Raw genomic sequence first — 20,602 nt, 5'->3', positions numbered from 1 at the left:
CTAGAATGCGCCCATGCCCGTACCGGACGTGATCCCGATCAAGCATGAGCCCGACTTCCACGCCGACACCATCGGCACCTACCAAGCGGGCCAGTTCTTCGCCTCGGTAACCGGCGCGTACCCCAAGGATCACGTCCCCGGCCCGGACTGGCAGACACAGATGCGCTGGTACGCCGTCCTCCACAGGTTCGACCCCGCAGGCTTCCACGCAGGCTCAGAAATCTGGTCGGCAGGCCGGAACCAGAAAGACCGCCGAGACGCAACCCAACGCGCACAAGCCAAACTAACCGAATGGCTGACCGCCCTCCCCGACCGCACCTACGGCGACATAGCAATCCGACCATTCCAGCTAGTAGTAGACGAAATCACATTCGGCCTACTAATAGAAAAAAGACGCGGCCGACGAACCTGGGCCGAACTTCACCCCCAGGGCCTGGGCTTCGCCTCACCCTGGGACGGCCTCTACAGCACATGACCCGTCCGCCGTCCCGCCAAGACAGCGATCACGACGGCCATAGGCCCCCACAGACCAGCAACACTCAACCGCTGCTGGCTACTGTGCTCCGCATGACGCACGTCGAGATCGAGATCACCGCGGACCTGGTGCGCGATCTTCTGCGAGAGCAGCACCCCGACCTGGCCGACCACCCGGTGACCCTCGGCGCACGCGGCTGGGACAACCAACTGTGGCGACTCGGTGACGAACTCGCCGTCCGGCTGCCCTGGGCAACGGCGTCCGCAGATGAGTTGGTGCGCAAGGAGCACGCCTGGCTGCCCACCCTCGCCCCACGCCTCCCGCTGCCCGTCCCCGTCCCACAACGTCTGGGCGAGCCCTCCGCACACTTCCCGCGCCCCTGGATCGTCACAACGTGGGTTCCAGGCGAACCGGCCGACCGCGCCCCCGCCATCCACGCCCAAGAGGCGGCAACCACCCTGGCCACCTTCCTGACGGCACTCCACCAGCCGGCCCCCGAACGCGCACCCACCGGACGAAACCGCGGAGGACACCTCTCCGACCACTCCGAGGGCTTCGCCAACCAGCTGGCCTCCGCCACCGAACTGGGCCTGATCCCCGACCCGGACGCCGTCCGCGCGATCTGGGAGGACGCCGCCGCAGCACCCCCGTACACCGGTCGGCCACTATGGCTCCACGGTGACCTGCACCCGGCGAACGTCCTCACCACGAACGGCACCATCAGCGGCGTAATCGACTTCGGCGACCTCTTCGCAGGCGACCCGGCCTTCGACCTAGCCGCCGCCTGGATCCTCCTACCGGACAACGCCATCGACCACTTCCACGCCGCCTACGAGCCGACCCCAGACCCCGCGACCCTGCGCCGAGCCCGCGGATGGGCAACAGCCCGAGCCCTGACCGGCATCCTCATAGGCCACGCCGGCACCCAAGGCCACCCCGGCGGCAAACCCACCTGGGCCCCACCCGCCCACGCCTCCCTAAACCGCCTAACCACCACCCCAACGCCTCGCGAACGCTAGCGACCACGCCCTCATCACCCCGCGAAGGTTCGGCAACATCCAGCCCAAGCTGCCCAAGCCCCCCGAGCTCCTTGGCCACACGCCCACCGCGATCACCAAGGACGTGCACGAGCATCTCGACGACAAGCGGACGGCGTCTGAGGCCACGAGCAGCGCCCTCTTCGAGACCTGATCGAATCCCGCGGCTCCCAACGTGGCTCCCATGGCCCACGCAAGAGGCCCCTTCCACGATCGGAAGGGGCCTTTGAGCTGGGCGCACCCGAAGGGATTCGAACCCCTAACCTTCTGATCCGTAGACTTGGGCGGGGGGTTCGCCGAGGTTCGCCTAAGTCTGTGACCTGGGCAGACGTCCTTTGGTGAACCTTGTTGGACCCTAGTGAACCTCGCTCCGTTGCTACATGCGTTGCTACATGGAACGGCCGGAGCGACCTGCGGTTACTCGTCCTTCGCGTACTGCTCCAGGCACTCGCGGATCACGTCGCTGAGAGTGCGCCCCTCCGCGGCGGCCTTCGCCTCAGCCTTGCGGCGAACGTCCTCGGGCACGCGCGCTCCGAGCGTTGGCGTTTTCCCGGTCGCCGGTCGTCCGCGCTTCTTCTTTTCTGTCACACACAAAAGCCTAGCGAGTCGTTGACCGTCCGCTGTGCCGATGCTTTTATGTGTAACAGAAAAGGGAGCGGTCCACGGAGAGGAGACGGAGTCCCCAACAGAAGGCGGGCCCGGACGCGGTGATTCCAGCACCGGCCGAGCCCTTGATCGGAAACGGAGCTTCCGACCCATGGGCAAGCCTAGTGACACCACACCCACCAATGAGCCGGTCATCTCGACCGGCTCCGGCGACTGGCCGGACGGCGAGCCTGAGAGCGTCCGGCTCGCGGCCGACGCTGAGCAGATCATGGCGCGCATCCTCGACTTCGGCCGACGCCGCGGGGAAATGCCGATGTATGCCGTCCTTCGCGTCACCTTCGCGCACGTCGACGACCAGATCGACGAGGACGAGGCCCTACGGCTCGTCGCGGAGGTCAAGGCCGGACGCTGGCGCGAGGTCGTCGACCTGCTCGACGAGATCGGCGGCAGCCGATGACGGACGCAGAGCGCATCGCCGCGCTAGAGCGGGAGGTCCGCGCGCTGGAGTCGATGCTCGTCGACCTCCACGAGCGGCAGGTCAGGACGGCGACGGTCCTGAACGACACGCTTCAAGACCTGCTCGACCAGATGAAGGGGCAGCCGACGCCGCGTAGGCGTCACCTCCACCCCGTCGGGACGGGGCGCTCGTGATCATCCACGGTGGCGCTGAGCCGTACGAGATGCCCGCACCACCCCGACCGGAGCAGCGCGAAGGCCCGACCCTGATCCGGTCCGTACAGCGCGCCCTGTCGCTGCTGAGCGCCATCTCCGACGAGCCGGACGGCGCTCCGGCGAAGCGGCTGGCGCGCGTGACCGGCCTGCCGCTCGCGACGACGTACCACCTGTTGCGCACCCTCGCGTACGAGGGCTACGCGACGTGCGACCGGCAGCTCTGGACGCTCGGCCCGGAGTGCAAGCGGCTGCAGCCGTAGTCCGCTCGACGAGCGCCCCGCACGGTCACCCGACCGGCGGGGCGCTTTCGCTTCCGACCATCTCCGCGCCGCTGCGGACATGGTCCGGACCTGACGTTTCAGGGAGCGCGGCCGGATCGTGACAGCGGGGCGTCCGGCGTGAACCACGCGCAACGGTCGGCGCGTCCCAGCATCGCCCCCCCGCCGCGGACCGAGAGGAATCCCATGAAGCGCATCGCGGTGATCGCTGCCCTCGCCATCGGCCTCGTCCTCACCGGGTGCGCCACCGAGGATGAGCCGCCTGCCAAGGCCGCCGCGCCTTCTGCCGCGCCTTCCGTTGCGTCGTCACGGGCAGCCGGAGTGACGGCCCGGCAGATCGCCGAGCGGCTCGCCAAGCTCTACCCGCTACCGAACCCGACCGACAACACGGGTTCGTGCGCGGCCAAGCCCGGCGACACGGGGAAGGGCTGCAAGCAGCTCATCACCACCGATGCCGTCAGCATCTACGAGTTCGAGGACCCGGCGACGGCGACCCGGTGGGTAAAGGCGATGAAGGCGAACGGCGACTGGCGGCAGGTGGGCAGGTACGCGCTCGCATGGACGGCCCGCGATCAGCGGTTCACCTCCAAGGAGGCGCGCACCAAGATGGCAGCCGAGGTCAGGAAGATGATCGGCGGCTAGGCAGCGTCCGTGCCAGCGGCCTACCCGTCGCTTTGCTGATCTGGGCAAAGTGATGTTCGCCCTGCGTAGCGCCATTAACGAGACTGGCGCCCGCCTCACGGGGAGGACGGGCGCCGGTGCATCGCGCGGTCATTCTAGACCGGCTCGGCCCCGTGCCCGGCTGCGATCGCGTCGATGTGGCGGGCCAGCTCGAAATCCTTCGCGGTGATCCGGCCGCCGGCGTCGTGCGTGGTGATGTCGAACCGGATGCGCTGCCACGTGATGTGGATGTCCGGATGGTGTCCGACCTCGCGGGCCTTGGCTGCGACGTACATCGCCAGGTGCACGGTCTCGTGGTACGTGTGCTTGAACGTCCGGCTGATCGCGTCGCCGTCGCGCTCCCAGCCGGGCAGGGCGGCGAGCTGCTCGGCGATCTGGCCGTCCGTCAGGGGCTCGGGGATGGTCACGGCTACCTCCGGTCAGGTGACGGACGCGATGATCTCAGCGAGGTCCCGGCCGTGCGAACTGTGCGCCCACGCCGACGCATGCTCAGGTAGCGCGGCCAGCTCCGCGCGGAGGCGGTTGGAGCCGGTCTCTGCGCAGACGGTCACGGCACCGGCCGCGATCTCGACGACCTTCTCGGGCTCGGGACGGTCGGCGGCGGCGAGGGCGGCGGCCTGCCGCGCGCGGAAGACGCCGGTGTCCCTCCGGTGGTCGTCCGGCTGGTCGCCGAGGATCTCGTCCCAGAGTCGCGCGGCCTCATCGTGCTCGCCTGCTCGCCCGTAGGCGGTCGCGCGTTGGATGTCCATGTATCGGGGGGTGCGGCGGCATGCGTTGCCCCATGGGTATTCGCCGTCGACCCGGTCGACGAGGGCCTGAGCGCGGCCGAGCGCGCGGTCGACGGCGTCGCGGTCGCCGAGGTAGCCGTGCCCGTGGGCGAGGTGGACGAGCGCCAGGACGCGCACCTTCGGGGACAGGCGGCGCTCCTCGTCGAGGGCGGCCTGTGCGTAGTCGACGATCGCCGCGCCGTCCCCGGTGTCTACGGCGTGCATCGCCTTGTTCGCGAGGGCGTAGGAGACGAGTTGCGGGTCGCCGTGCCGGTGCGCCATGTCGAGGGCTTCGCCGCGCCAGCGCGCCGAGCGATCCAGGTCGGCCGCGTCCTGGTAGAGCCATCCGAGCAGCGCGGCGTAGGCCACTCCCATCTCCAGCAGGCCGCGCCGGACGGGCGAATCGGCGTCCCTGACGAGCCGTTGCAGGAGGCGCGTCTGCGCGTCCACGGTTGGGATCAGCATGTGCGGGCCGAGCCACATGTCGGCGCTGTAGTGGCCGGGGAGCTGCTGGCGGAAGTAGCCGACGAGTTCGGGTGCCACGCCTACCTCCAGCGCCGTGCGGCGGCGACCGGCCGGAGGCGAGACGGGCGCTCGTCCGGCCTCGGTGAACAGTTCGGCCTCGGTCTTGCCGGTCGCGCGGGCCCATAGGAGCTGATAGCGGGGGCCCGGCTTGTTCGTGCCGGCCTCGTGCGCGCGGATGGTGCGCTCAAGGTTCCTGAGGGCGGGGAGCCGTTGCCGGACGCGGGCGGGCGCGAGGTCGCGCCATTGCTCGGCGAGATCGGCAACGGTTAATCCGGCCGCCCTTCGCGCGGCGCGCAGGCGCGCGCCGATGACCCTGCTCCCGGACGACATGGTTGCGATGCACCTCGGCCTGGATGTTCACGGACGCGGGCGCATCCGTGCTCATCCGCGATTATCACGCTGACCTGTGGCGTCCGCCACAGCTTCACTGGACGTGACCGGAACAGTGCAACCGGCAGGACGGTTTCCCGTGAAGACGACGAGCGACGCTGAGCAGGCCGGGGCCCGTCTGGGCGCCCTGCGAGACCGCCTCGACGTGTGCGGTTACGACCTCGATTTGGACGAGACGGGCCTGACCGTGGTCGCCCCCGTGTCCGACGGCCCCCGCATGGCGGACAAGGTGACCTGCCGTCCGCGCGACAGCGACGGCGGCGCGCTGTGGTTCTGGACCTCATGGGGCGAGCCGATCGCCCAGGCCGACCGCATCATCGACGCGCAGGTCGTCATCGGCGGCTACCTGAAGCCGAGCCTGTGAGCCCCGCCGCCCAGCCGCACCCGACGACGCCGGACGGATACGAGGTCTACGGCGGGACGATCGACGGCGTGTACATCATCACCGAGCCAGACGACGGCCCGGTCGTCGGCGCGTTCTACGCCATGGCCGGCTCGCCCGGCTGGTGGCACGGCCACGCCTTCGGCAAGCCGAAGAAGGTCTGGCAGCCCGGCAACGACGACCCCCTCGACCTCGCGCAGCGATTCCTGAGCCGCTGAGCCGGGCCACCCCACCGACCCCCACGAGGACCATCGATGACCATCGGCGAACTCGGCCCGGCAGACCGCCTGTGCGTGGCCATCCTCCACCGCGCCGGACACCTGGCCAGCACCGTCATGCCCAACGAGGAGACCGGCCTGTCGTACGTGCGCGTCCTGAACCGCGGCACCCTGACGTTCCTCGTCACCTGGAACGGCACCCGGTACCAGTGGTGCAAGCCGGACGGCGACCGGTGGGAGGACCTCCCCGCCGACCACTACGAGGCCGCCGCGCGGCTCGTCGAGTTGACCGCCACGGACGCCGATCGCGCGGACCGGTCGTGACCTCACGTCCCGGCGGCCGAGCCGCTCGGCGAGGCAGGGCGGCGGCGCGGTTCCTGAGCCGGTAGACGCCGCGCCTCCGGATGCCTGCGCGGGCGGCCGGGAGCGCGGTCCGAGAGTGGGCGTACGGTCGCGGTCCGGACCATGGGGGCGGGCTCGTCGGCCGGGCGCTCATCAGGGGCGAGCCGGGTTCAGCGCGGGGCCCGGCTCGCCCCGCCTCACGCGGGCCTCAGCGCCTTCCCTGCGCCGCCCTGGCTCCCTAACCGCCTCCTCGGCCGTGCGGTCCGAGGACGACCTGAACGTTCCCGCCGTGGGTCCGGACGGACTTGCGCAGCGACCGCAGTAGGTATGCGTCGTCGCTGTCGATGCGGAGCAGAATCTCTTGCCGACCGCCGCGGCCGAGCGGGGACACCGCCGCGCCCGTCGGCAGGTGCACGACCTCCGGGCCCGCCTCACCGACGACGGCGAAGCCCGCACCGCGGATCACGCCGCCCTTGGCGAGGTAGGGCAGGTTGGGCATCGACCAGCCGGACCCGCCGATCCCCGGCACCCAGCCCGGCACCCGGAAGCTGAGGCGTCCGGCCGTGCCATTCCAGAAGCGGGAGATGGCGTTGAATCCGGCTCGGAACGGCGCCGAGATCCACCCTCCGACTTTCGCGAACCCACTCTTGATCTTGCCCGGCAGGCCCTTCAGCCAGTTCCACACGCTGACGCCAGCGCCCTTGATCCGCCCCCAGTTCTTCACGATCGTGTAGACCGCGATGCCGAAGGGGCCGACCAGGATCGCCACCAGGAGCGGCCAGTTCTTCTTTGTCCAATCCCAGACGAATTTGATCGCCGACCACACGGCGGAGAAAGCGCCCTTTACGATATTGCGAAAGGTCTCCGACTTCTTCCACAGCACGACGAGCCCGACGCCGAGCGCGATCAGTCCGACGATCATCAGTCCGATCGGGTTCGCGAGCATCGCCGCGTTGAACAGCCATTGCGCGGCCGTGCCCGCTGCCGTGACGACGTTCTTGATCGCCATGGCCGCGTTCCATGCCATCGTCCCGGCCTTCACCGCCATGATCAGCCCGGCGATGACGCCCAAGCTGACGATCATCGGCTGTGCGAACTGCTGGTGTTCCATCCCGAACTGGATGAACTTCCCGCCTATCTCGGCGAGCTTCATTTGTGCCGAGCGCTTGAAAGTTTCGAGGGCTGACTTCGGGTTGTCGCCTATGGTCTTGGTCATCCGGTCGGCGGCGCCGCTGACCTTGCCCAGGGACGCAACCGCCTTTGACGGGTCCATTGCGTAGAGCGCGTTCCCGAGGTCTTCGGCCTTCGTGCCAAAGAGCTGCGTTGCCAGGGCGTTGCGCTTGATCGGGTTCTCGATGTTCTTGAGCGAGCCCAGCACCGTCGAGAAAGCCTTGTCCGCGGTCGCGCCGCCCTGGCCGAACGCCTTGAAGATCTGATCGGCGTCCAGGCCGACGCTCTGCAGTCCGGCGCGGGCCTTGCTCGACCCCTGGCCCATCTCCAGGGCGAATTCCTTGATGGCGTCGGCGGCCACGTCGGAGTCACGGGCGCCGGCCTGCAACATCTGGTTGACCAGGCCGAGCGACTTTTGGCCGGTCAGGCCCACCTTGGAGAACTGGACGCTGTACTCCTGCATCGTCTCCAGGAAGTCGCCGCCGGTGTCGCCGAGCTTCTGGAACGCGACGGTCGTCAGGTCCAGGCCCTCGGTGGCGTTCTTGACGAGCCCCGTCTTGATCATGTTGCCGATCGAAGCCGTGGTCTGGCCGAGGTCCACGTCGAACGTCTGGGCCAGCGCCAGCACCTTGGTGGTGATGCCCTCGATCCCGCCTTCGGCGATGCCGGGGTTCCCGATGTTCTGATACACGCCCTTGACCGCCGTGTTCACGGTGTCGATCGAGTCGCCCCAGGCGTTCTTGTAGACGCTCGCGCTCACCTTGGACAGTTCGGCAGCCTTGGCGGGCCCTACGCCCAGTTGCGCGGCCAGCTTGTCGGAGGCGGCTGATAGGTCGAGTGAGGCCGCGATACCCGCGCCGAGCGCGCCGCCCGCCCCGGCCGCGATGCCCGCGGCCGCCGTGCTGATCTTCTCCTTGACCTTCCCGATCGTCTCGGTCGCCTTGTCCTTGGCGATCAGGTTGAAGATCAGGGAAGTGTCCGAGCCCATCTACGGCCCTTCCTTGCGCAACTGCAGCAACCGCAGCGCGCGGCGGACGTGCTCGGCTCCGAGCCTCTGCTCGGCGGCGGCGCGGCGGCGGACGGCCTGCAGCGCCCGGTGCTCGCGGACGCGCTCGGCGACCCACCGGGTGCGCTCCTCACTGAACCGCGCTCCGGCCGGGGTGCCCCACTCCGCGGGGAACGGGCCGAACGCCCGGTTGCTCTCTGAGGTCTCGATGGGTCCGTTCATTGCTGTGCCTTCCCGTCGCTCGGCTTCCTCGATGGCGGCTCGTCCCGGCCGCCCCGCGCGGCGCGGACCAGCCTTCGCGCCTCGCGCACCGTGACCGCCGGACGGCCCGCCCGGTCGTCGCGGACCGACATCCGGCGGGCGCTGCATTCGGCGCGGACCGCGTCGGCCCTGCGCCCCGTGGCCGCGCCGATCTCGGCCAGCGTCACCAGAACCTCGCTCATCCGCTCTCCTCGTTCATCGCCCGCTGCTCGACCAGCGCGCCGAGCAGCAGGCGCCGCGCCATCCGGTCGCGCTCGGCCTGCCTGCGGCACGCGGGTCCGCAGTACCGGCGCGGCCTGCCAGGGCCACGGCGCGGAGGGAGGTCCCGGCCGCACTGCTGGCAGGTGGATTTCGTCACGCGGAAATCCTACTCCGGATGCCGGAGTATGGGCCACTCGGCGCCGAGATGCGCCCGCTAGACGATCAACGCTCTGACCTGCGGTGATGCCCCGGAGGGCGCGGGGAGAGAGGCGGAACAGTGGGCGCGGGGCCTACCGGCGGTCTTGATCAAAAAAGACGCCGCGATTTTTTTGAGGAGGTGCGGCTCATGGCCCCGCGCCCAGTCTCCATTTCTCTCCCTTGCGATCTCGTGTCACGGGACATGGACCTGTGTCCCGCTACGTCGCGTAGTTATCCCAGGTCAGACGGGTGCGCATGTCACGGCAGCGTCCCGCTACCGATCGGCCGAGCGCTCGGCCAGCCAGTCGAGCACCTCGACCAGCGGCGCGTGATACCCGAGCGCGGCCCGCGCCTTCTGCGTGTTGCGCCTGGACCGGCGCGTCCAGGCCCGCGGCATGGTGAACACCGCGTCCGGATCACCACCGGCCTGCCGGTCCCGCTCGGCCTCGACGACGCCGACCGGCAGGCCCACCAGCAGGCCGAGCCCGGCGGCCGTCGGCCGTGGCCCGTCCACGGTGTTCCTGTAGTAGGGGCTCGTCACGTGTCCGCCTGGTCGTCGTCGAGCGCCGGGCCGCGCCGGGCCTGCTCGATGGCGTCGCCCTCGTCGATGCTCTCGGCACGACGCCGGAGGCGGTCGCCGAGCGTGTCCCCGGTCGGCTCTGCCGGTCCGTCCCACGGCGGTTGTCGGTAGGTCTGGACGTCGTCGAGCAGGTCGACGAGACCGGAGCGCACCGCCGCATGCGCCATGAACCCGCGGGTGTTGCGGAGGAACTCCTCGCGCCACGGGCTCGACAGGATGAACAGCGGAAGCCGGTCGGCCGAGATGAGCCAGTTCCCGTAGCTCGACCAGCGGCGGCCGTCCGCGTCGGGCTTGGCCTCGGGGTCGTCGGCGATGAAGTCGAGACGGAGGTCGCAGTAGTCGCGCAGGAGATCCCACCCGAGGCGACCGTCTCCGCGCTCCTCGTCGGCCTCGCGCTGCTCCTCGACCGCCCAGAGCCATTCACGGCGGGCCCACTCGCACGCACGCCACACCGGCACGCCGAGCGCCTCGGCCACCTCGCTCAGCAGGAGGTACCGCTCGTCGCCCGCGGCGAAATGGACGGGCGCGGTCCCGAATCCGGCGAGGTCGATGGCAGTCTCGTGCACCGGCGCGAGGGGCGTCGTCCGGTGGAACCGCTCCAGCTGCTCGACGGCGCGAGCGATCTGGACGTCCGGTCCGTCGTTGAACAGACGGTCCTCGTTGGCGCTGACGAGTCGCAGCGCGAGGTGTCCGAACTCGATCATGTCTGGTCCTCCTGTCGCGCGAGCTTGCGCGCGTGTCGGCTCTTGAGTCCTGCAGCCCGGCGTTCGCCCATCTCCCGCCGCGCCCGCTCCCGCTCGGCGCGGCGGCGCCGAGCGCCCTCGACGCGCTCGGCGAGCCGGTCCTCGACGGCCTGGGCGAGGTCGCGCTTAACGTCCTCGGGGGTCATCGCCGATCACCCTTCGCGCGGTCCCGCTCGCGGGCGCGGGCGTTCCAGTCGGCGATGAAGCTTGCGGAGGGGTCGTCACGCGAGCGACGGCGCTTTTCAGCGTCATCAGCGTCATCAGCGTCATCCGAGGGTTGTCGCCCCTGGTCAGCGTGGGTCCGACCAGGTGACGCTACGGTCTGGCCAGCGTCACCCCTAGCGTCACCAGCGTCACCCGGACCGCTCAGCCCCGGCAGGGGTGACGCTGGGGTGACGCCGCTAGCGTCACCCCTGTTTTCGCTGCTCACTCCGTCTTTTGGCCCCTCGGGGTGACGCTGGTGATGCTGCGACTCAGCTTCTATCCCTGAACCGGCCGCGCGGTCATTCCGTCGTTCCTCCGTTGCGGTCAGCGTGTAGTAGCGGCCTTGCTTGCGGCGCTTCTCCTCGACCTCGATACCGATGGCGCGGAGCGCGGGCGCGAGGCGCTTGAGTTGTCCACCGGCGCGCGTGGCGTCCTTCGGCCACTTCTTCGGCAGTCGGTCCGGGGCGTCGACCCGGTCGAGAACCTCCTGAGCGGTCAGCGTCACCCCGTCCGGCCCGGCGCCGTCGACGAGCTTCACGACGGCCTGGGCGAACGGCTCGCCCTCCAGGACGTCGGCGACCGCGTCGCGGGCGCCCGCCTTGTAGTCCTCCAGGGTCGACCAGCCGCGGACCCGGTCGACTGCGGCCAGCACGCGAGCGAAGTCGGCCATGCGGGGACGCTCGGTCAGGACGACGTCCGGCAGGGCCTTGAGCACCTCGGCCAGCAGGTCGAACAGCGAGGCCAGAATCGCGGCGTGCGCGTCGGCGTACGCCCGGTCAAGGTCGGCTTCCTCGCGCCGGTCGGCGTCCCGGATGAGAGACAGCTCGATGGTGAGCAGTCGCTCGGCGAGGTCGCCAGCCAGCGCCCCGGCGTCGATGGTCGTCAGGGCCAGGACGCGCCGGAACTCCAGGACGACGACGTCGTCGTCGGTGTAGAGCGCCCGGTCGACGATGCCGTCTCCGGTCACGGCGCGGCAGAGGGCGTCCGAGAGCCAGTCGGGGATGTAGGAGACGTTGTCCAAGCACAAGGCCCAGTTGTTGAACGCCTGCGTCGCCCAGGACTTCACGTCCCGCGGCGCGGTCCGCTTCGGAGCGCCGGACGGGTCGATGATCCCGATGACCATCTGGGCGGACTTGGACTTGCCCGTTCCCTGCTCGCCCCGGAACGTCAGGATCGGGTGCGGCAGGTCGGGGATGAACGCAGCCACCAGCCACGCCACCAGCAGCCGGAACCCGGTCGCGTTCATGTTCAGCAACTCGGCCAGGCTCGCCAGGCCGTCGCCGTCGCGGACCGGGTCGGGCAGCGGCTTCATCGCCCCAGAGCGCCGGAACAGCACGGGCGAGCGGGACTCACGCGACCAGCCGTCCGGCCCGACGATCACGCATCGTCCGTCCGCCGTGCCCAGGTCGACCACGATCCGCCCGTCATGCCGGGCGACGCGCAACTGCGGGACGCGCGGCTCGTCGGCCTGCGCCACCCCTTCCAAGACCGTCATCGCGTCGGCCAGCGCCGACTGCGAGGGCACCGCGCCGCCCTGCTCGTCGGCGTACACCTTGGCCAGCAGCGACCGCAGGCCCGCCCGCCCGCGCAGCGGAAGCGCCAGGTTCGCGCCGTCCTGCCGCACCGCGTACGGGCGCCCGTCGTCGGACATGAACAGCTCGAACCGCTCCCGCGCGATCCTCACCAGGATGGACGCCTGCGACGGACCCCTGCCCTTGTCGCCCGGCTCGTCGCCGAGCACCTCCGACGACGGTTCGGCGCCCGACTCGTCCAGGTCGACGGACGCGAACTCGGCGAGTCCGTGACCGGCCCCGAGATGGTCGGCTGCGTCCTTGCCGGACGCGGCGCGCACGACCCGGACGGATGCCGCGCGGCCGTCGAGACTGGCCTTGACCTGCCGGGCATGCGCCATGCCGGGCGCGTCGTTGTCGGCGACGATGACCACGTGCGCACCGGTCAGGGTGTCGGCGTGCCCTCCGCGCCACTTTCCCGCACCTCCGGCGTTGCAGGTGGCGACCGCACCCGCGGCTTCGACCGCATGCGCGTCCTTCTCACCCTCGACGACGTAGACCGGCCGCCCGTCGGCGACCGCGCGCCGAACCTCAGGCAGCCGGTAGAGCACCTGTCGCACGCCCTTGACGCGCCACGTCCACCGGCCCGGCCCGGCCGGGCGCCGCTGCCGGAACGTCTTGGGCACGAACCGGCACACCTGGAACAGCAGTTCGCCGTTCTCGTCGACGTAGTCATACGTGGCGACCGGCTCGCCGAGACCTCGCGCGCCGCTGGTCTTCGGCTGGTCGAACAGGTCCTGCGGGGTGAGGCCGAGCGCCGACACGACCTCGGCCGGGGTGCACGTCTTGAGTGCGTGGCAGTGGACGAGCACGCCGTCACGCCCTGGAGTGATCGACAGGGCGGTCGGGTTCTGGCCGTCGTGCGCAGGGCAGCTCGACCGCCACCCGTCCCCGGACCGGGTGACCGGTCGTCCGGCCTCGCGGAGCGCGTCGAGCACCCTGTCGAGCGCGGTCACGCTGCCTCCCTGGCTCCGTAGGTGCGAGCGACGATGACCCACACGCGCCGCCCGCAGCCGGTCCGCCGCGTGCCCTTGACGCCGTCCTGTGACCTCGCGCGCCCGAAGTGACCGGCCCCGCAGTGCGGGCACCGCATCGCGTACCACCACCAGCGGCGGCGGCCGGCGGGCGCGTAGACGGACACGTGCGCGACGGGGTAGCGGGGTATCGTGCTCTCGACGACCCGGCCGCCCGCCTGCTCGTCCTCAGCGCCCCCGGACTCGTCCCCGGGGGCGTTCTCGTCGGCGCTCATCAGGCGGCCGTCCCTCCGCCGCCGTTCTGCTCGGCGAGCTGCCGCGCCATGAAGTCGACGAGGGCCTGACGCGGGACGAACCTTGCGCGGCCGACCTTGAAGCTCTCGATCTCGCCCGTCCTCAGCAGCTTGAAGAGAGCTGTCCGGCCGATCGGAAAGGCCTGGGGCACTTCCTCGGCGCGATACGCGAGTGGCTCCGCCATGCGGTCCACCTCCAGGGGGTCTAGGTGTGCTCCCTTGTGCATCAACGGACCAAAGGAGTACCACCCGGCAGACAGATGCGCAAGTACGCTCACATATGCGAGTACCCCAGCGAACCTAGATGGATGGACGATTTCGAGATACGGTCACGCCATGTCTAAGGAGCAGCTCCCGGATGACGCGCTCGTGGTGTCGGACGGCTGGGTGTCCCTATCCGGGCCCGACGGCGAGACCGGCGTCCATATGCGCCTTGCCGAGGACGACGCCGGTCGCCTCGTCGTGACCGACGTCTATCTGCACGGTCCGCGGATCACCGCAGCGACTCTGCGGAAGATCCAGCCCGCGCGTGTTGAGGCGATGGTGAATCTGGGCGAGGAGCCCGGCACTGAGGACCACCTCGCGGTCGACACCCTGACGGCGTTCGCGACCTCAGACGAGACGCTCACCGTTGAGGAACTTCGTCAGCGCAAGCCGACACAGGCAACGCCGCGGCGAACCGACCGCGAGCCGCTCGGCCGTCCGGACCGTACCGACCCGGACGGCTTCTATCAGCGCGTCGCTGCGGCATACCGCGACCTGACTCGCCACACGCGGTCGCCAGCCGTCGAGATGGCAGCCGAGGCCGGAGTGCCCGTGACCACAGCGCACCGATGGGTCCGGGAGGCGCGGCGCCGTGGCTTCCTCCCGCCAGCACAGAAGGGCGTAGCAGGATGAGCGAGAAGCCGAGCAGGAAGCCGCGGACGCGCGGCAACCGGGACGGGCGTCCCTATCAGCGCAAGAGCGACGGGAAATGGGTCGCGACCGTCTACCTCCCATCCGGCAAGCGGAAGCCGGTCTACGGCGACAGCCGGACGGAAGCGGACAGCAAGCGGAAGCAGGCCCAACGGGAGATCGACGACAATCAGCCGGTCACGGCCGGGCGCACGGACACCCTTGAGCGCTACCTGACAAAGGTATGGCTGCCGGTGACGCTGCCGCAGCGTGTCCAGGCCGGGAAGCTCGCAGAGAGCACGCTCGACTCCTACCGGGACACCTGCGAGAAGCACATCGTTCCGCACCTCGGCCGGGTGCGCCTGGTCGACCTCAGCACGACGCACATCCGGGCGTGGCTGCTGGAACTGGCCGAGAAGCCGAGCGGTCGACGGCGCAAGAAGCTGCGCCCCGGCGAGAAGAAGCTCCCGCCGCCGGAGAAGCTGTCCACGCGGACGGTCGCCTACTCGCACGCCGTCTTGCGGAAAGCACTGAACGACGCCGTCGACGACGAGTCGGTGAAGCGGAACGTCGTCCTGCTGGTCGACGCGCCGACCGTCGACCGCAAGCCGCCCCGTGAGCTGACGAAGGACGAGGTTCGCGCTCTGCTCGGCGCGGCGGCCGATCACCGCCTGTGGGCCTACTGGCTGGTGCTGCTCGCGCTCGGCCTCCGCCGCGGCGAGGGCCTCGGCATCCGCTGGGAAGACGTCGACCTCGACGCCGGGACGGTACATCTACGGCTGTCCGTCCAGCGGATGCGCGGTGAGGTCGACGAGGAGACCGGCCGCCGCAAGGGCAAGCTCGTCGCGAAGGGACTCAAGACGCAGGCGAGCAAGGCGACCATGAAGCTTCCCGCGTTCGCCGTGGCTGCCCTGCGCGAGCACGGCGCCCGGCAGGACGACGAGCGGGACGCCGCGCGCCTCTGGGCGGATGAGGGCCTCGTCTTCACGACGACGATCGGGACGGCGCTCGAACCGCGGAACGTCAATCGCATGTGGGAGGACATCTGCGCGGCGGCGGGCGTCGTGCGCTGCCGCATTCACGACCTACGGCACGCCTGCGGGTCGTTCCTCTTCGCGGACGGCGTCGACCTCAAGGTGATCCAGGGCGTCCTACGGCACACCCGTCTCTCGACGACGAGCGAGATCTACGTGCACCTGTTGGAGGAGGTCAAGGACGGCGCGGCCGACGCGATGGACGGGATGCTCGTCGACCTCACCGGCGAGCGGGAGAAGCGGCGATCGGCGTCCTGAGCGCGTTGCTACATGCGTTGCTACATAGTAGATCGAAAAGGCCCCTCGCGAAGATCGCAAGGGGCCTTTGACCTGCTGCGCACCCGAAGGGATTCGAACCCCTAACCTTCTGATCCGTAGTCAGATGCTCTATCCGTTGAGCTACGGGTGCCTGCCGGGAGTACTGTACCGGCTCCGCGGGGCGGACTGCGAATCGGTTGCGGTACGGGGCGGCGTGAGAGTGTGACTTGAGTCACGGAACCCTTTGTGGTGGGAGGGTGTCAAAGGGGTCATCGGGACGGGTGTGACATGAGTGGTCTGTCCCGTCCGGAAGATTCCAAACCCCCTGAAGGAGAATCCCTATGCGCATGTCCGCCACCACGCTGGTCGGCGTTCTCGTCGTCGGTGGCCTGTTGCTCGGGTCCACGGGTTGCGGGGCGATCGACGCCGTCGCCGGTGGCAAGAAGAGGACCGCCTGCAAGAACATCGAGACGGAGCTGCGGAGCTTCTCCACCGGTAGCATGTCGATGACGTCCCCCGGCGGCGCGTCGTCCACCGCTCAGAAGTTCACCGACACGGCCGCCAAGGTGCGGTCGGAGGGGCAGGGCGCCGGCGGGGACGTCGAGTCCGCCGCCACCGCGTTCGCCGGGGACCTCGACAACACGGCGCAGATGCTGCGGAAACTGAGCTCCGGCGACACGTCGTCCATCGGACAGCCCGACACCGCGGCCATGCAGCGGCACGGGAACGACCTCGCCAAGGCCTGCGGGTTCAGCTCGTTCCGCCTGGGCTGACGTCCGGCGAACCGCTCCTGCGGCCCCAGGGGCGGGACGTTCGGTAAAGGTCGTCGCGTCGCGGTGGCCACTCGGACTATGCTGCTCGTCGGGCTTTGCCGGTTGGTGTGCTGAACCGGTAGCCTGTCTGGGCCTGAAGGCTCTGGAGGATTCGCCTAGTCCGGTCTATGGCGCCGCACTGCTAATGCGGTTTGGGTGCAAGCCCATCCGGGGTTCAAATCCCCGATCCTCCGCCATCAGAACGGCCCTGTCCAAGATTGCGGTCTGGACAGGGCCGTTGGCGTATCTCACTCAAGCGTGCGCGCATCTGCCACCCGTGCCCGCCGCCTCGTGTTGTCGGGCCTGATGCGTGCGGGTGGTCGCGGTGCTGATTCTCCTGGCTCGAGACCTACTCGGCGACGCCGGTCGCCGCCTCGGAGTCGATCGGTTCGGTAGAGGACGAGGGTTTCCAGGGGCGCTGGTCGCTTTGGTGTCCTGTCGGTTCCTGTGGGGCGGTCGGCGCGTTGTTGTCGGAGATGTCGTCGGCAGTAATCCGTTTTGGTATCACCGCAGCTCGCTGGCAGCATGAGGTCCATGCGTCACCCTCTTGACACGCTGGACTGGCCGATTTCCACCGAGCGACTGCTGCTGCGCCGGGCCGCCCCCGACGACCTGGACGCGACCTGGGCCTTCCGGCAGCTGCCGGAGACCTACGAATGGATCACGGCCGCCACAGTGACCTATGACGATTACCGTGAGCGTTTCCTCCGCGAGGAGCAGCTCGTAGACATGCTCCTCGTCGAGCTGGACGGTCGGGTGATCGGCGACCTGATGCTGAAGGTCCAGGACGCTTGGGCTCAGGAAGAGGTCGCCGACCAGGCGAAAAGCGTCCAAGCAGAGCTCGGGTGGACGATCGATCCCTCCTATGGCGGTAAGGGCTACGCCACCGAAGCGGTACGCGCCCTCATCGACATCTCCTTCACCAGGCTCGGCCTGCGCCGCCTGCACGCGGACTGCTTCTACGACAACGGAGCCTCGTGGCGGCTGATGGAGCGGGTCGGGATGCGCCGCGAACAGCACACGGTGAAAGACTCACTCCACCGCACCAAGGGATGGCTCGACGGTCTCTCATACGCGCTCCTGGCCGAGGAGTGGCCCGCCCACGAGTGACGACGGCGGAGACGCTCGGGAGCCCCCGCCGGGACGGAGATCACGCTGTGCGCGTACCGGCGGCTGCTCGCCGGCGTTCATGACCTGGCCGCAGCCATCATCGGCCGGCGCCACGTCGTCCGCTGATTCTTTTACGCCCTCTTAGAGCGGCATATCGTCCGCGTATCGCGAATCGCATACGTGCTGACAACAAGGCGCTGTCTTGACTTGAGACATGCCCTCCAGCGAATTGGGTTCGAACGGCGAAGCGGCCACGGGCCATCGCGGCCGAACGATGGCAGAGCCATCTTCCCCATCTCTTCCGACGACAGGACTCACGGTCTTCGGGTGCGGCCAGGACGAGGCCGCCTTGTTCCAGGAGATGGGGGCACACCTCGGAGTGTCGCCCACCATCATCGAGGCTGCCGTCTGCGAGACCAACGCTGAACTGGCAATTGGCAACCGATGCGTCAGTGTGAACCACAAGACCCCGGTCACCAATCCCTCGCTTCTGGCGCTCAGCAAAGCCGGCGTGGAATACGTCTCCACCAGAAGCATCGGCTACAACCACATCGACCTGGAGTACGCCGAGCGCGTCGGCATCTCGGTCGGCAACGTCGCCTATTCACCGGACAGCGTGGCCGACTACACGTTGATGCTGATGCTGATGGCCGTGCGCCACGCGAAATCCACCATCCGCCGCACCGACGCTCATGACTATCGGCTGAACGACACCCGCGGCAAGGAACTGCGGGACCTGACCGTCGGGGTGATCGGCACGGGCCGTATCGGCACAGCGGTCATCGACCGCCTGCGAGGCTTCGGCTGCCGCGTGCTGACCCACGACAACCGTTCTCACAGCGATGTGTCGTTCGACGAACTGATCGAACTGAGCGACATCGTGACGCTCCACACTCCGCTCACCGCGGACACCCACCATCTCCTCGATCGCCATCGCATCGAGCGAATGAAGCCCGGCGCGTACATCGTCAACACGGGTCGCGGACCGCTGCTCGATACCGAGGCACTTCTCGCCGCATTGGAGAGCGGCAGGTTGGGCGGCGCGGCACTGGACGTCCTCGAAGGCGAGGAAGGCATCTTCTACGCCGACTGCCGAAACAGGCATTTCGAGAACGAGGCCCTAGTGCGACTGCAGCGCCTGCCGAATGTGCTGATCAGTCCGCACTTCGCCTATGACACCGAACACGCCCTGAAGGACATCGTCGAGAACACCCTCATCAACTGCCTGAACTTCGAGAGCGGGAGAACAGCATGAGCAGATTGAAGGTCGGAGTCATCTTCGGAGGCGCTTGCGAGGAGCATCTCGTCTCCGTCAAGTCGGCGCGCGAGGTGGCGAGGAACCTCGACACCGAGAAGTACGAGCCGCTCTGGATCGGCATCACGGCCGACGGCGTTTGGAAACTGTGCGACGGCCCCGCCGCGGACTGGGAGAACGGCAGCGCTCGTCCCGTCACGCTGTCACCTGACCGAAACGTGCACGGTCTGCTGGTCATGGGGCAGGGAGGCTACGAGACGGTGAGCCTCGACCTCGTCTTCCCCGTACTTCACGGGAAGCTCGGCGAAGACGGCGCGATCCAAGGCTTGTTGGAACTCTCCGGCATCCCCTACATCGGCTGCGACATCCAGGGCTCGGCCGTGTGCATGGACAAGTCCCTGACTTATACCGTCGCCAAGAGCGCGGGGATCGCCACGCCGAACTTCCGGGTCGTCGCGGAGAACGAGAAGGTCGATTCCGACCGTCTTCGGTACCCCGTCTTCGTGAAGCCGGCCCGTTCGGGCTCCTCGTTCGGCGTCAGCAAAGTCGCCGACAAGAACGAATTGGCGAGTGCGCTGAGCGCGGCGCACCAGTACGACTCGAAGGCCCTGATCGAGGACGCCGTAGTCGGCAGCGAGATCGGCTGCGCGGTCCTCGAAGAACGGTTCGGCCTGGTCACCGGCGAGGTGGACCGTGTCGACCTCTCGCACGGATTCTTCAGAATCCACCAGGAGGACTCACCCGAGACGGGATCGGAGAACTCGACGTTCATCGTTCCCGCCGACATCTCCGACGACTCGCGTCGGCTCGTCCAAGAGACCGCCAAGACCATTTATCGCGCCCTGGGCTGCAAGGGCATCGCCCGCGTCGACATGTTCCTCACCGAGGACGGACAGGTGGTGCTCAACGAGGTCAACACCATGCCCGGACTGACGTCCTACAGCCGCTATCCGCGGATGATGGCCGCCGCGGGATTGTCGCTGTCCGACGTGATCGACCGGCTCATCTCGACGGCGCTGCACGGGAAAGAGCGATGAACGACGACTTCGTCTACGTCGACGATCTGGTGCCGGGCGTCCGCTGGGATGCCAAGTACGCCACCTGGGACAACTTCACCGGCAAGCCGGTGGACGGCTATCTCGCGAATCGCGTCGTCGGCACCCGGTCCCTGTGCGCGGCCCTGGAGCAAGCATGCGAGGAGGCGGCCTCTCGTGGTTTCGGGCTGCTTCTCTGGGACGGGTATCGCCCCCAACGCGCCGTCGACTGCTTCCTGCGCTGGGCGGAACAGCCCGAGGACGGCCGGACCAAACCGCGGCACTATCCGAACATCGACCGTCCCCAGATGGTCGAGAACGGATATGTGGTCGCGAAGTCGGGCCACAGCAGGGGCAGTGCCGTCGACCTGACCCTCTATCACCTTGCCACCGGTGAGCTTGTTCCCATGGGGGGCGGCCACGACCTCATGGATCCGATCTCACACCACCAAGCCGCCGAGATTACCCCGGCCGAGGCCGAAAACCGTGAGCATCTCCGTTCCATCATGGAGGGCTGCGGATTCGATCGGTACAACTGCGAATGGTGGCACTACACGCTGAGAAACGAGCCCCATCCTGATGTCTACTTCGACTTTCCCATCACCTGATCGAACTCTCCGTTGCTTTTCGC

At 68.7% G+C, this 20,602-nt stretch carries 28 protein-coding genes and 2 tRNA genes; 17 read left to right on the top strand and 13 right to left on the bottom strand.

Features of this window, described 5'->3' with window-relative positions; all coding sequences use genetic code 11:
• Window positions 1-13: 13 nt before the first annotated feature.
• The 6 genes from FXF65_RS12895 (at window position 14) to FXF65_RS12870 (ending at window position 3,710) form a co-directional block, all read left to right on the top strand.
• Window positions 14-475 (top strand): hypothetical protein, encoded by a 462-nt coding sequence (locus FXF65_RS12895; RefSeq protein WP_148350113.1) that lies wholly within the window; start codon window positions 14-16, stop codon window positions 473-475.
• 92 nt (window positions 476-567) lie between these two features.
• Window positions 568-1,494, top strand: coding sequence for an aminoglycoside phosphotransferase family protein (locus FXF65_RS12890; RefSeq protein ID WP_148350111.1), 927 nt, complete (start codon window positions 568-570; stop codon window positions 1,492-1,494).
• Between the two features lie 775 nt (window positions 1,495-2,269).
• Window positions 2,270-2,575: a hypothetical protein gene (locus FXF65_RS12885; RefSeq protein WP_148350109.1), complete on the top strand. Its 306-nt coding sequence runs from the start codon at window positions 2,270-2,272 to the stop codon at window positions 2,573-2,575.
• Window positions 2,572-2,769: a hypothetical protein gene (locus FXF65_RS12880; protein WP_148350107.1), complete on the top strand. Its 198-nt coding sequence runs from the start codon at window positions 2,572-2,574 to the stop codon at window positions 2,767-2,769. Before FXF65_RS12885 ends, FXF65_RS12880 begins: the two co-directional genes overlap by 4 nt.
• Window positions 2,766-3,050 carry a helix-turn-helix domain-containing protein gene (locus FXF65_RS12875; RefSeq protein ID WP_246198537.1) on the top strand — a complete coding sequence of 95 codons (285 nt, stop codon included), beginning with the start codon at window positions 2,766-2,768 and terminating at the stop codon, window positions 3,048-3,050. The genes FXF65_RS12880 and FXF65_RS12875 overlap by 4 nt, the downstream gene beginning before the upstream one ends.
• Before the next feature lie 204 nt (window positions 3,051-3,254).
• Window positions 3,255-3,710 carry a hypothetical protein gene (locus tag FXF65_RS12870; RefSeq protein WP_148350105.1) on the top strand — a complete coding sequence of 152 codons (456 nt, stop codon included), beginning with the start codon at window positions 3,255-3,257 and terminating at the stop codon, window positions 3,708-3,710.
• 134 nt (window positions 3,711-3,844) lie between these two features.
• Here FXF65_RS12870 and FXF65_RS12865 read toward each other — a convergent pair whose 3' ends face one another.
• Together FXF65_RS12865 and FXF65_RS12860 are read right to left on the bottom strand one after the other, a co-directional pair.
• Window positions 3,845-4,156 (bottom strand): 4a-hydroxytetrahydrobiopterin dehydratase, encoded by a 312-nt coding sequence (locus FXF65_RS12865; protein ID WP_246198535.1) that lies wholly within the window; start codon window positions 4,154-4,156, stop codon window positions 3,845-3,847.
• A 12-nt stretch (window positions 4,157-4,168) separates the two neighbouring features.
• Window positions 4,169-5,371: an NsdA family TPR-like regulatory protein gene (locus FXF65_RS12860; protein ID WP_148350103.1), complete on the bottom strand. Its 1,203-nt coding sequence runs from the start codon at window positions 5,369-5,371 to the stop codon at window positions 4,169-4,171.
• 139 nt (window positions 5,372-5,510) lie between these two features.
• Here FXF65_RS12860 and FXF65_RS12855 point away from each other — a divergent pair, with 139 nt between their 5' ends.
• The 3 genes from FXF65_RS12855 to FXF65_RS12845 are packed head-to-tail and all read left to right on the top strand — an operon-like array spanning window position 5,511 to window position 6,355.
• The gene (locus tag FXF65_RS12855) at window positions 5,511-5,795 is read left to right on the top strand and encodes a hypothetical protein (RefSeq protein WP_148350101.1); all 285 of its coding nucleotides are present in this window, start codon (window positions 5,511-5,513) and stop codon (window positions 5,793-5,795) included.
• Entirely contained in the window at window positions 5,792-6,031 is a 240-nt protein-coding gene (locus FXF65_RS12850; RefSeq protein ID WP_148350099.1) for a hypothetical protein, read from the top strand. Before FXF65_RS12855 ends, FXF65_RS12850 begins: the two co-directional genes overlap by 4 nt.
• 36 nt (window positions 6,032-6,067) lie before the next feature.
• The gene (locus tag FXF65_RS12845; RefSeq protein ID WP_148350097.1) at window positions 6,068-6,355 is read left to right on the top strand and encodes a hypothetical protein; all 288 of its coding nucleotides are present in this window, start codon (window positions 6,068-6,070) and stop codon (window positions 6,353-6,355) included.
• 256 nt (window positions 6,356-6,611) lie between these two features.
• Here FXF65_RS12845 and FXF65_RS12840 read toward each other — a convergent pair whose 3' ends face one another.
• From FXF65_RS12840 to FXF65_RS12795, 10 genes are all read right to left on the bottom strand, one after another.
• On the bottom strand, window positions 6,612-8,531 hold the full coding sequence (locus FXF65_RS12840) for a phage tail tape measure protein (protein WP_148350095.1): 1,920 nt from the start codon (window positions 8,529-8,531) through the stop codon (window positions 6,612-6,614).
• Complete coding sequence (locus FXF65_RS12835) at window positions 8,532-8,771, bottom strand: hypothetical protein (protein ID WP_148350093.1); 240 nt, start codon at window positions 8,769-8,771, stop codon at window positions 8,532-8,534. It lies immediately after the preceding gene.
• A complete protein-coding gene (locus FXF65_RS12830) occupies window positions 8,768-8,992 on the bottom strand; it encodes a hypothetical protein (protein WP_148350091.1) in 225 nt (74 codons plus the stop codon). Before FXF65_RS12830 ends, FXF65_RS12835 begins: the two co-directional genes overlap by 4 nt.
• Window positions 8,989-9,168, bottom strand: coding sequence for a hypothetical protein (locus tag FXF65_RS12825; protein ID WP_148350090.1), 180 nt, complete (start codon window positions 9,166-9,168; stop codon window positions 8,989-8,991). The genes FXF65_RS12830 and FXF65_RS12825 overlap by 4 nt, the downstream gene beginning before the upstream one ends.
• Before the next feature lie 315 nt (window positions 9,169-9,483).
• Window positions 9,484-9,723, bottom strand: coding sequence for a hypothetical protein (locus FXF65_RS12820; RefSeq protein WP_148350088.1), 240 nt, complete (start codon window positions 9,721-9,723; stop codon window positions 9,484-9,486).
• Between the two features lie 23 nt (window positions 9,724-9,746).
• The gene (locus tag FXF65_RS12815; RefSeq protein WP_148350086.1) at window positions 9,747-10,493 is read right to left on the bottom strand and encodes a hypothetical protein; all 747 of its coding nucleotides are present in this window, start codon (window positions 10,491-10,493) and stop codon (window positions 9,747-9,749) included.
• Entirely contained in the window at window positions 10,490-10,678 is a 189-nt protein-coding gene (locus FXF65_RS12810) for a hypothetical protein (RefSeq protein WP_148350084.1), read from the bottom strand. The genes FXF65_RS12815 and FXF65_RS12810 overlap by 4 nt, the downstream gene beginning before the upstream one ends.
• On the bottom strand, window positions 10,675-13,263 hold the full coding sequence (locus FXF65_RS43695; RefSeq protein ID WP_187412258.1) for a hypothetical protein: 2,589 nt from the start codon (window positions 13,261-13,263) through the stop codon (window positions 10,675-10,677). The genes FXF65_RS12810 and FXF65_RS43695 overlap by 4 nt, the downstream gene beginning before the upstream one ends.
• Entirely contained in the window at window positions 13,260-13,556 is a 297-nt protein-coding gene (locus tag FXF65_RS12800) for a hypothetical protein (RefSeq protein WP_148350082.1), read from the bottom strand. The genes FXF65_RS43695 and FXF65_RS12800 overlap by 4 nt, the downstream gene beginning before the upstream one ends.
• Complete coding sequence (locus tag FXF65_RS12795) at window positions 13,556-13,759, bottom strand: helix-turn-helix domain-containing protein (protein WP_148350080.1); 204 nt, start codon at window positions 13,757-13,759, stop codon at window positions 13,556-13,558. The genes FXF65_RS12800 and FXF65_RS12795 overlap by 1 nt, the downstream gene beginning before the upstream one ends.
• Window positions 13,760-13,910: 151 nt before the next feature.
• On the opposite strand from FXF65_RS12795, the gene FXF65_RS12790 reads away from it, so the two are divergent.
• Both FXF65_RS12790 and FXF65_RS12785 read left to right on the top strand, forming a co-directional pair.
• Window positions 13,911-14,471 carry a hypothetical protein gene (locus FXF65_RS12790; protein ID WP_148350078.1) on the top strand — a complete coding sequence of 187 codons (561 nt, stop codon included), beginning with the start codon at window positions 13,911-13,913 and terminating at the stop codon, window positions 14,469-14,471.
• A complete protein-coding gene (locus FXF65_RS12785) occupies window positions 14,468-15,760 on the top strand; it encodes a tyrosine-type recombinase/integrase (protein WP_187412257.1) in 1,293 nt (430 codons plus the stop codon). Before FXF65_RS12790 ends, FXF65_RS12785 begins: the two co-directional genes overlap by 4 nt.
• 78 nt (window positions 15,761-15,838) lie before the next feature.
• Here the strand turns inward: FXF65_RS12785 and FXF65_RS12780 are convergent.
• Window positions 15,839-15,911 (bottom strand) — tRNA-Arg (locus tag FXF65_RS12780).
• A 190-nt stretch (window positions 15,912-16,101) separates the two neighbouring features.
• Here FXF65_RS12780 and FXF65_RS12775 point away from each other — a divergent pair.
• The 6 genes from FXF65_RS12775 to vanX all read left to right on the top strand — a co-directional run bounded on the left by FXF65_RS12775 (window position 16,102) and on the right by vanX (window position 20,579).
• Window positions 16,102-16,533 (top strand): hypothetical protein, encoded by a 432-nt coding sequence (locus tag FXF65_RS12775; protein ID WP_148350074.1) that lies wholly within the window; start codon window positions 16,102-16,104, stop codon window positions 16,531-16,533.
• Window positions 16,534-16,677: 144 nt separating this feature from the next.
• Window positions 16,678-16,769 (top strand) — tRNA-Ser (locus FXF65_RS12770).
• Between the two features lie 337 nt (window positions 16,770-17,106).
• Window positions 17,107-17,682 (top strand): GNAT family N-acetyltransferase, encoded by a 576-nt coding sequence (locus FXF65_RS12765; protein ID WP_148350072.1) that lies wholly within the window; start codon window positions 17,107-17,109, stop codon window positions 17,680-17,682.
• Between the two features lie 274 nt (window positions 17,683-17,956).
• Entirely contained in the window at window positions 17,957-18,937 is a 981-nt protein-coding gene (locus FXF65_RS12760) for a D-isomer specific 2-hydroxyacid dehydrogenase family protein (RefSeq protein WP_148350595.1), read from the top strand.
• Complete coding sequence (gene vanA, locus FXF65_RS12755; protein ID WP_148350070.1) at window positions 18,934-19,974, top strand: D-alanine--(R)-lactate ligase; 1,041 nt, start codon at window positions 18,934-18,936, stop codon at window positions 19,972-19,974. The genes FXF65_RS12760 and vanA overlap by 4 nt, the downstream gene beginning before the upstream one ends.
• Entirely contained in the window at window positions 19,971-20,579 is a 609-nt protein-coding gene (gene vanX, locus FXF65_RS12750; RefSeq protein ID WP_148350068.1) for a D-Ala-D-Ala dipeptidase VanX, read from the top strand. Before vanA ends, vanX begins: the two co-directional genes overlap by 4 nt.
• The last annotated feature ends 23 nt before the right edge of the window (window positions 20,580-20,602 follow it).

This window comes from Actinomadura syzygii, from assembly GCF_008085905.1.
Classification (GTDB): Bacteria; Actinomycetota; Actinomycetes; order Streptosporangiales; family Streptosporangiaceae; genus Spirillospora; species Spirillospora syzygii.
Note: the sequence above shows the minus strand (reverse complement) of the source record. Positions and strands in the feature narration are given on the sequence as shown.

Coding starts and splice junctions, on each gene's coding strand:
- FXF65_RS12800 (WP_148350082.1), bottom strand. CDS start 13,556: ATGAGCGCCGACGAGAACGCCCCCGGGGACGAGTCCGGGGGCGCTGAG.
- FXF65_RS12840 (WP_148350095.1), bottom strand. CDS start 8,531: ATGGGCTCGGACACTTCCCTGATCTTCAACCTGATCGCCAAGGACAAG.
- FXF65_RS12795 (WP_148350080.1), bottom strand. CDS start 13,759: ATGGCGGAGCCACTCGCGTATCGCGCCGAGGAAGTGCCCCAGGCCTTT.
- FXF65_RS12880 (WP_148350107.1), top strand. CDS start 2,572: ATGACGGACGCAGAGCGCATCGCCGCGCTAGAGCGGGAGGTCCGCGCG.
- FXF65_RS12830 (WP_148350091.1), bottom strand. CDS start 8,992: ATGAGCGAGGTTCTGGTGACGCTGGCCGAGATCGGCGCGGCCACGGGG.
- FXF65_RS12885 (WP_148350109.1), top strand. CDS start 2,270: ATGGGCAAGCCTAGTGACACCACACCCACCAATGAGCCGGTCATCTCG.
- FXF65_RS12845 (WP_148350097.1), top strand. CDS start 6,068: ATGACCATCGGCGAACTCGGCCCGGCAGACCGCCTGTGCGTGGCCATC.
- FXF65_RS12760 (WP_148350595.1), top strand. CDS start 17,957: ATGGCAGAGCCATCTTCCCCATCTCTTCCGACGACAGGACTCACGGTC.
- FXF65_RS12785 (WP_187412257.1), top strand. CDS start 14,468: ATGAGCGAGAAGCCGAGCAGGAAGCCGCGGACGCGCGGCAACCGGGAC.
- FXF65_RS12890 (WP_148350111.1), top strand. CDS start 568: ATGACGCACGTCGAGATCGAGATCACCGCGGACCTGGTGCGCGATCTT.
- FXF65_RS12895 (WP_148350113.1), top strand. CDS start 14: ATGCCCGTACCGGACGTGATCCCGATCAAGCATGAGCCCGACTTCCAC.
- FXF65_RS12870 (WP_148350105.1), top strand. CDS start 3,255: ATGAAGCGCATCGCGGTGATCGCTGCCCTCGCCATCGGCCTCGTCCTC.
- FXF65_RS12775 (WP_148350074.1), top strand. CDS start 16,102: ATGCGCATGTCCGCCACCACGCTGGTCGGCGTTCTCGTCGTCGGTGGC.
- FXF65_RS12810 (WP_148350084.1), bottom strand. CDS start 10,678: ATGACCCCCGAGGACGTTAAGCGCGACCTCGCCCAGGCCGTCGAGGAC.
- FXF65_RS12765 (WP_148350072.1), top strand. CDS start 17,107: ATGCGTCACCCTCTTGACACGCTGGACTGGCCGATTTCCACCGAGCGA.
- FXF65_RS12860 (WP_148350103.1), bottom strand. CDS start 5,371: ATGTCGTCCGGGAGCAGGGTCATCGGCGCGCGCCTGCGCGCCGCGCGA.
- vanX (WP_148350068.1), top strand. CDS start 19,971: ATGAACGACGACTTCGTCTACGTCGACGATCTGGTGCCGGGCGTCCGC.
- FXF65_RS12815 (WP_148350086.1), bottom strand. CDS start 10,493: ATGATCGAGTTCGGACACCTCGCGCTGCGACTCGTCAGCGCCAACGAG.
- vanA (WP_148350070.1), top strand. CDS start 18,934: ATGAGCAGATTGAAGGTCGGAGTCATCTTCGGAGGCGCTTGCGAGGAG.
- FXF65_RS12835 (WP_148350093.1), bottom strand. CDS start 8,771: ATGAACGGACCCATCGAGACCTCAGAGAGCAACCGGGCGTTCGGCCCG.
- FXF65_RS12790 (WP_148350078.1), top strand. CDS start 13,911: ATGTCTAAGGAGCAGCTCCCGGATGACGCGCTCGTGGTGTCGGACGGC.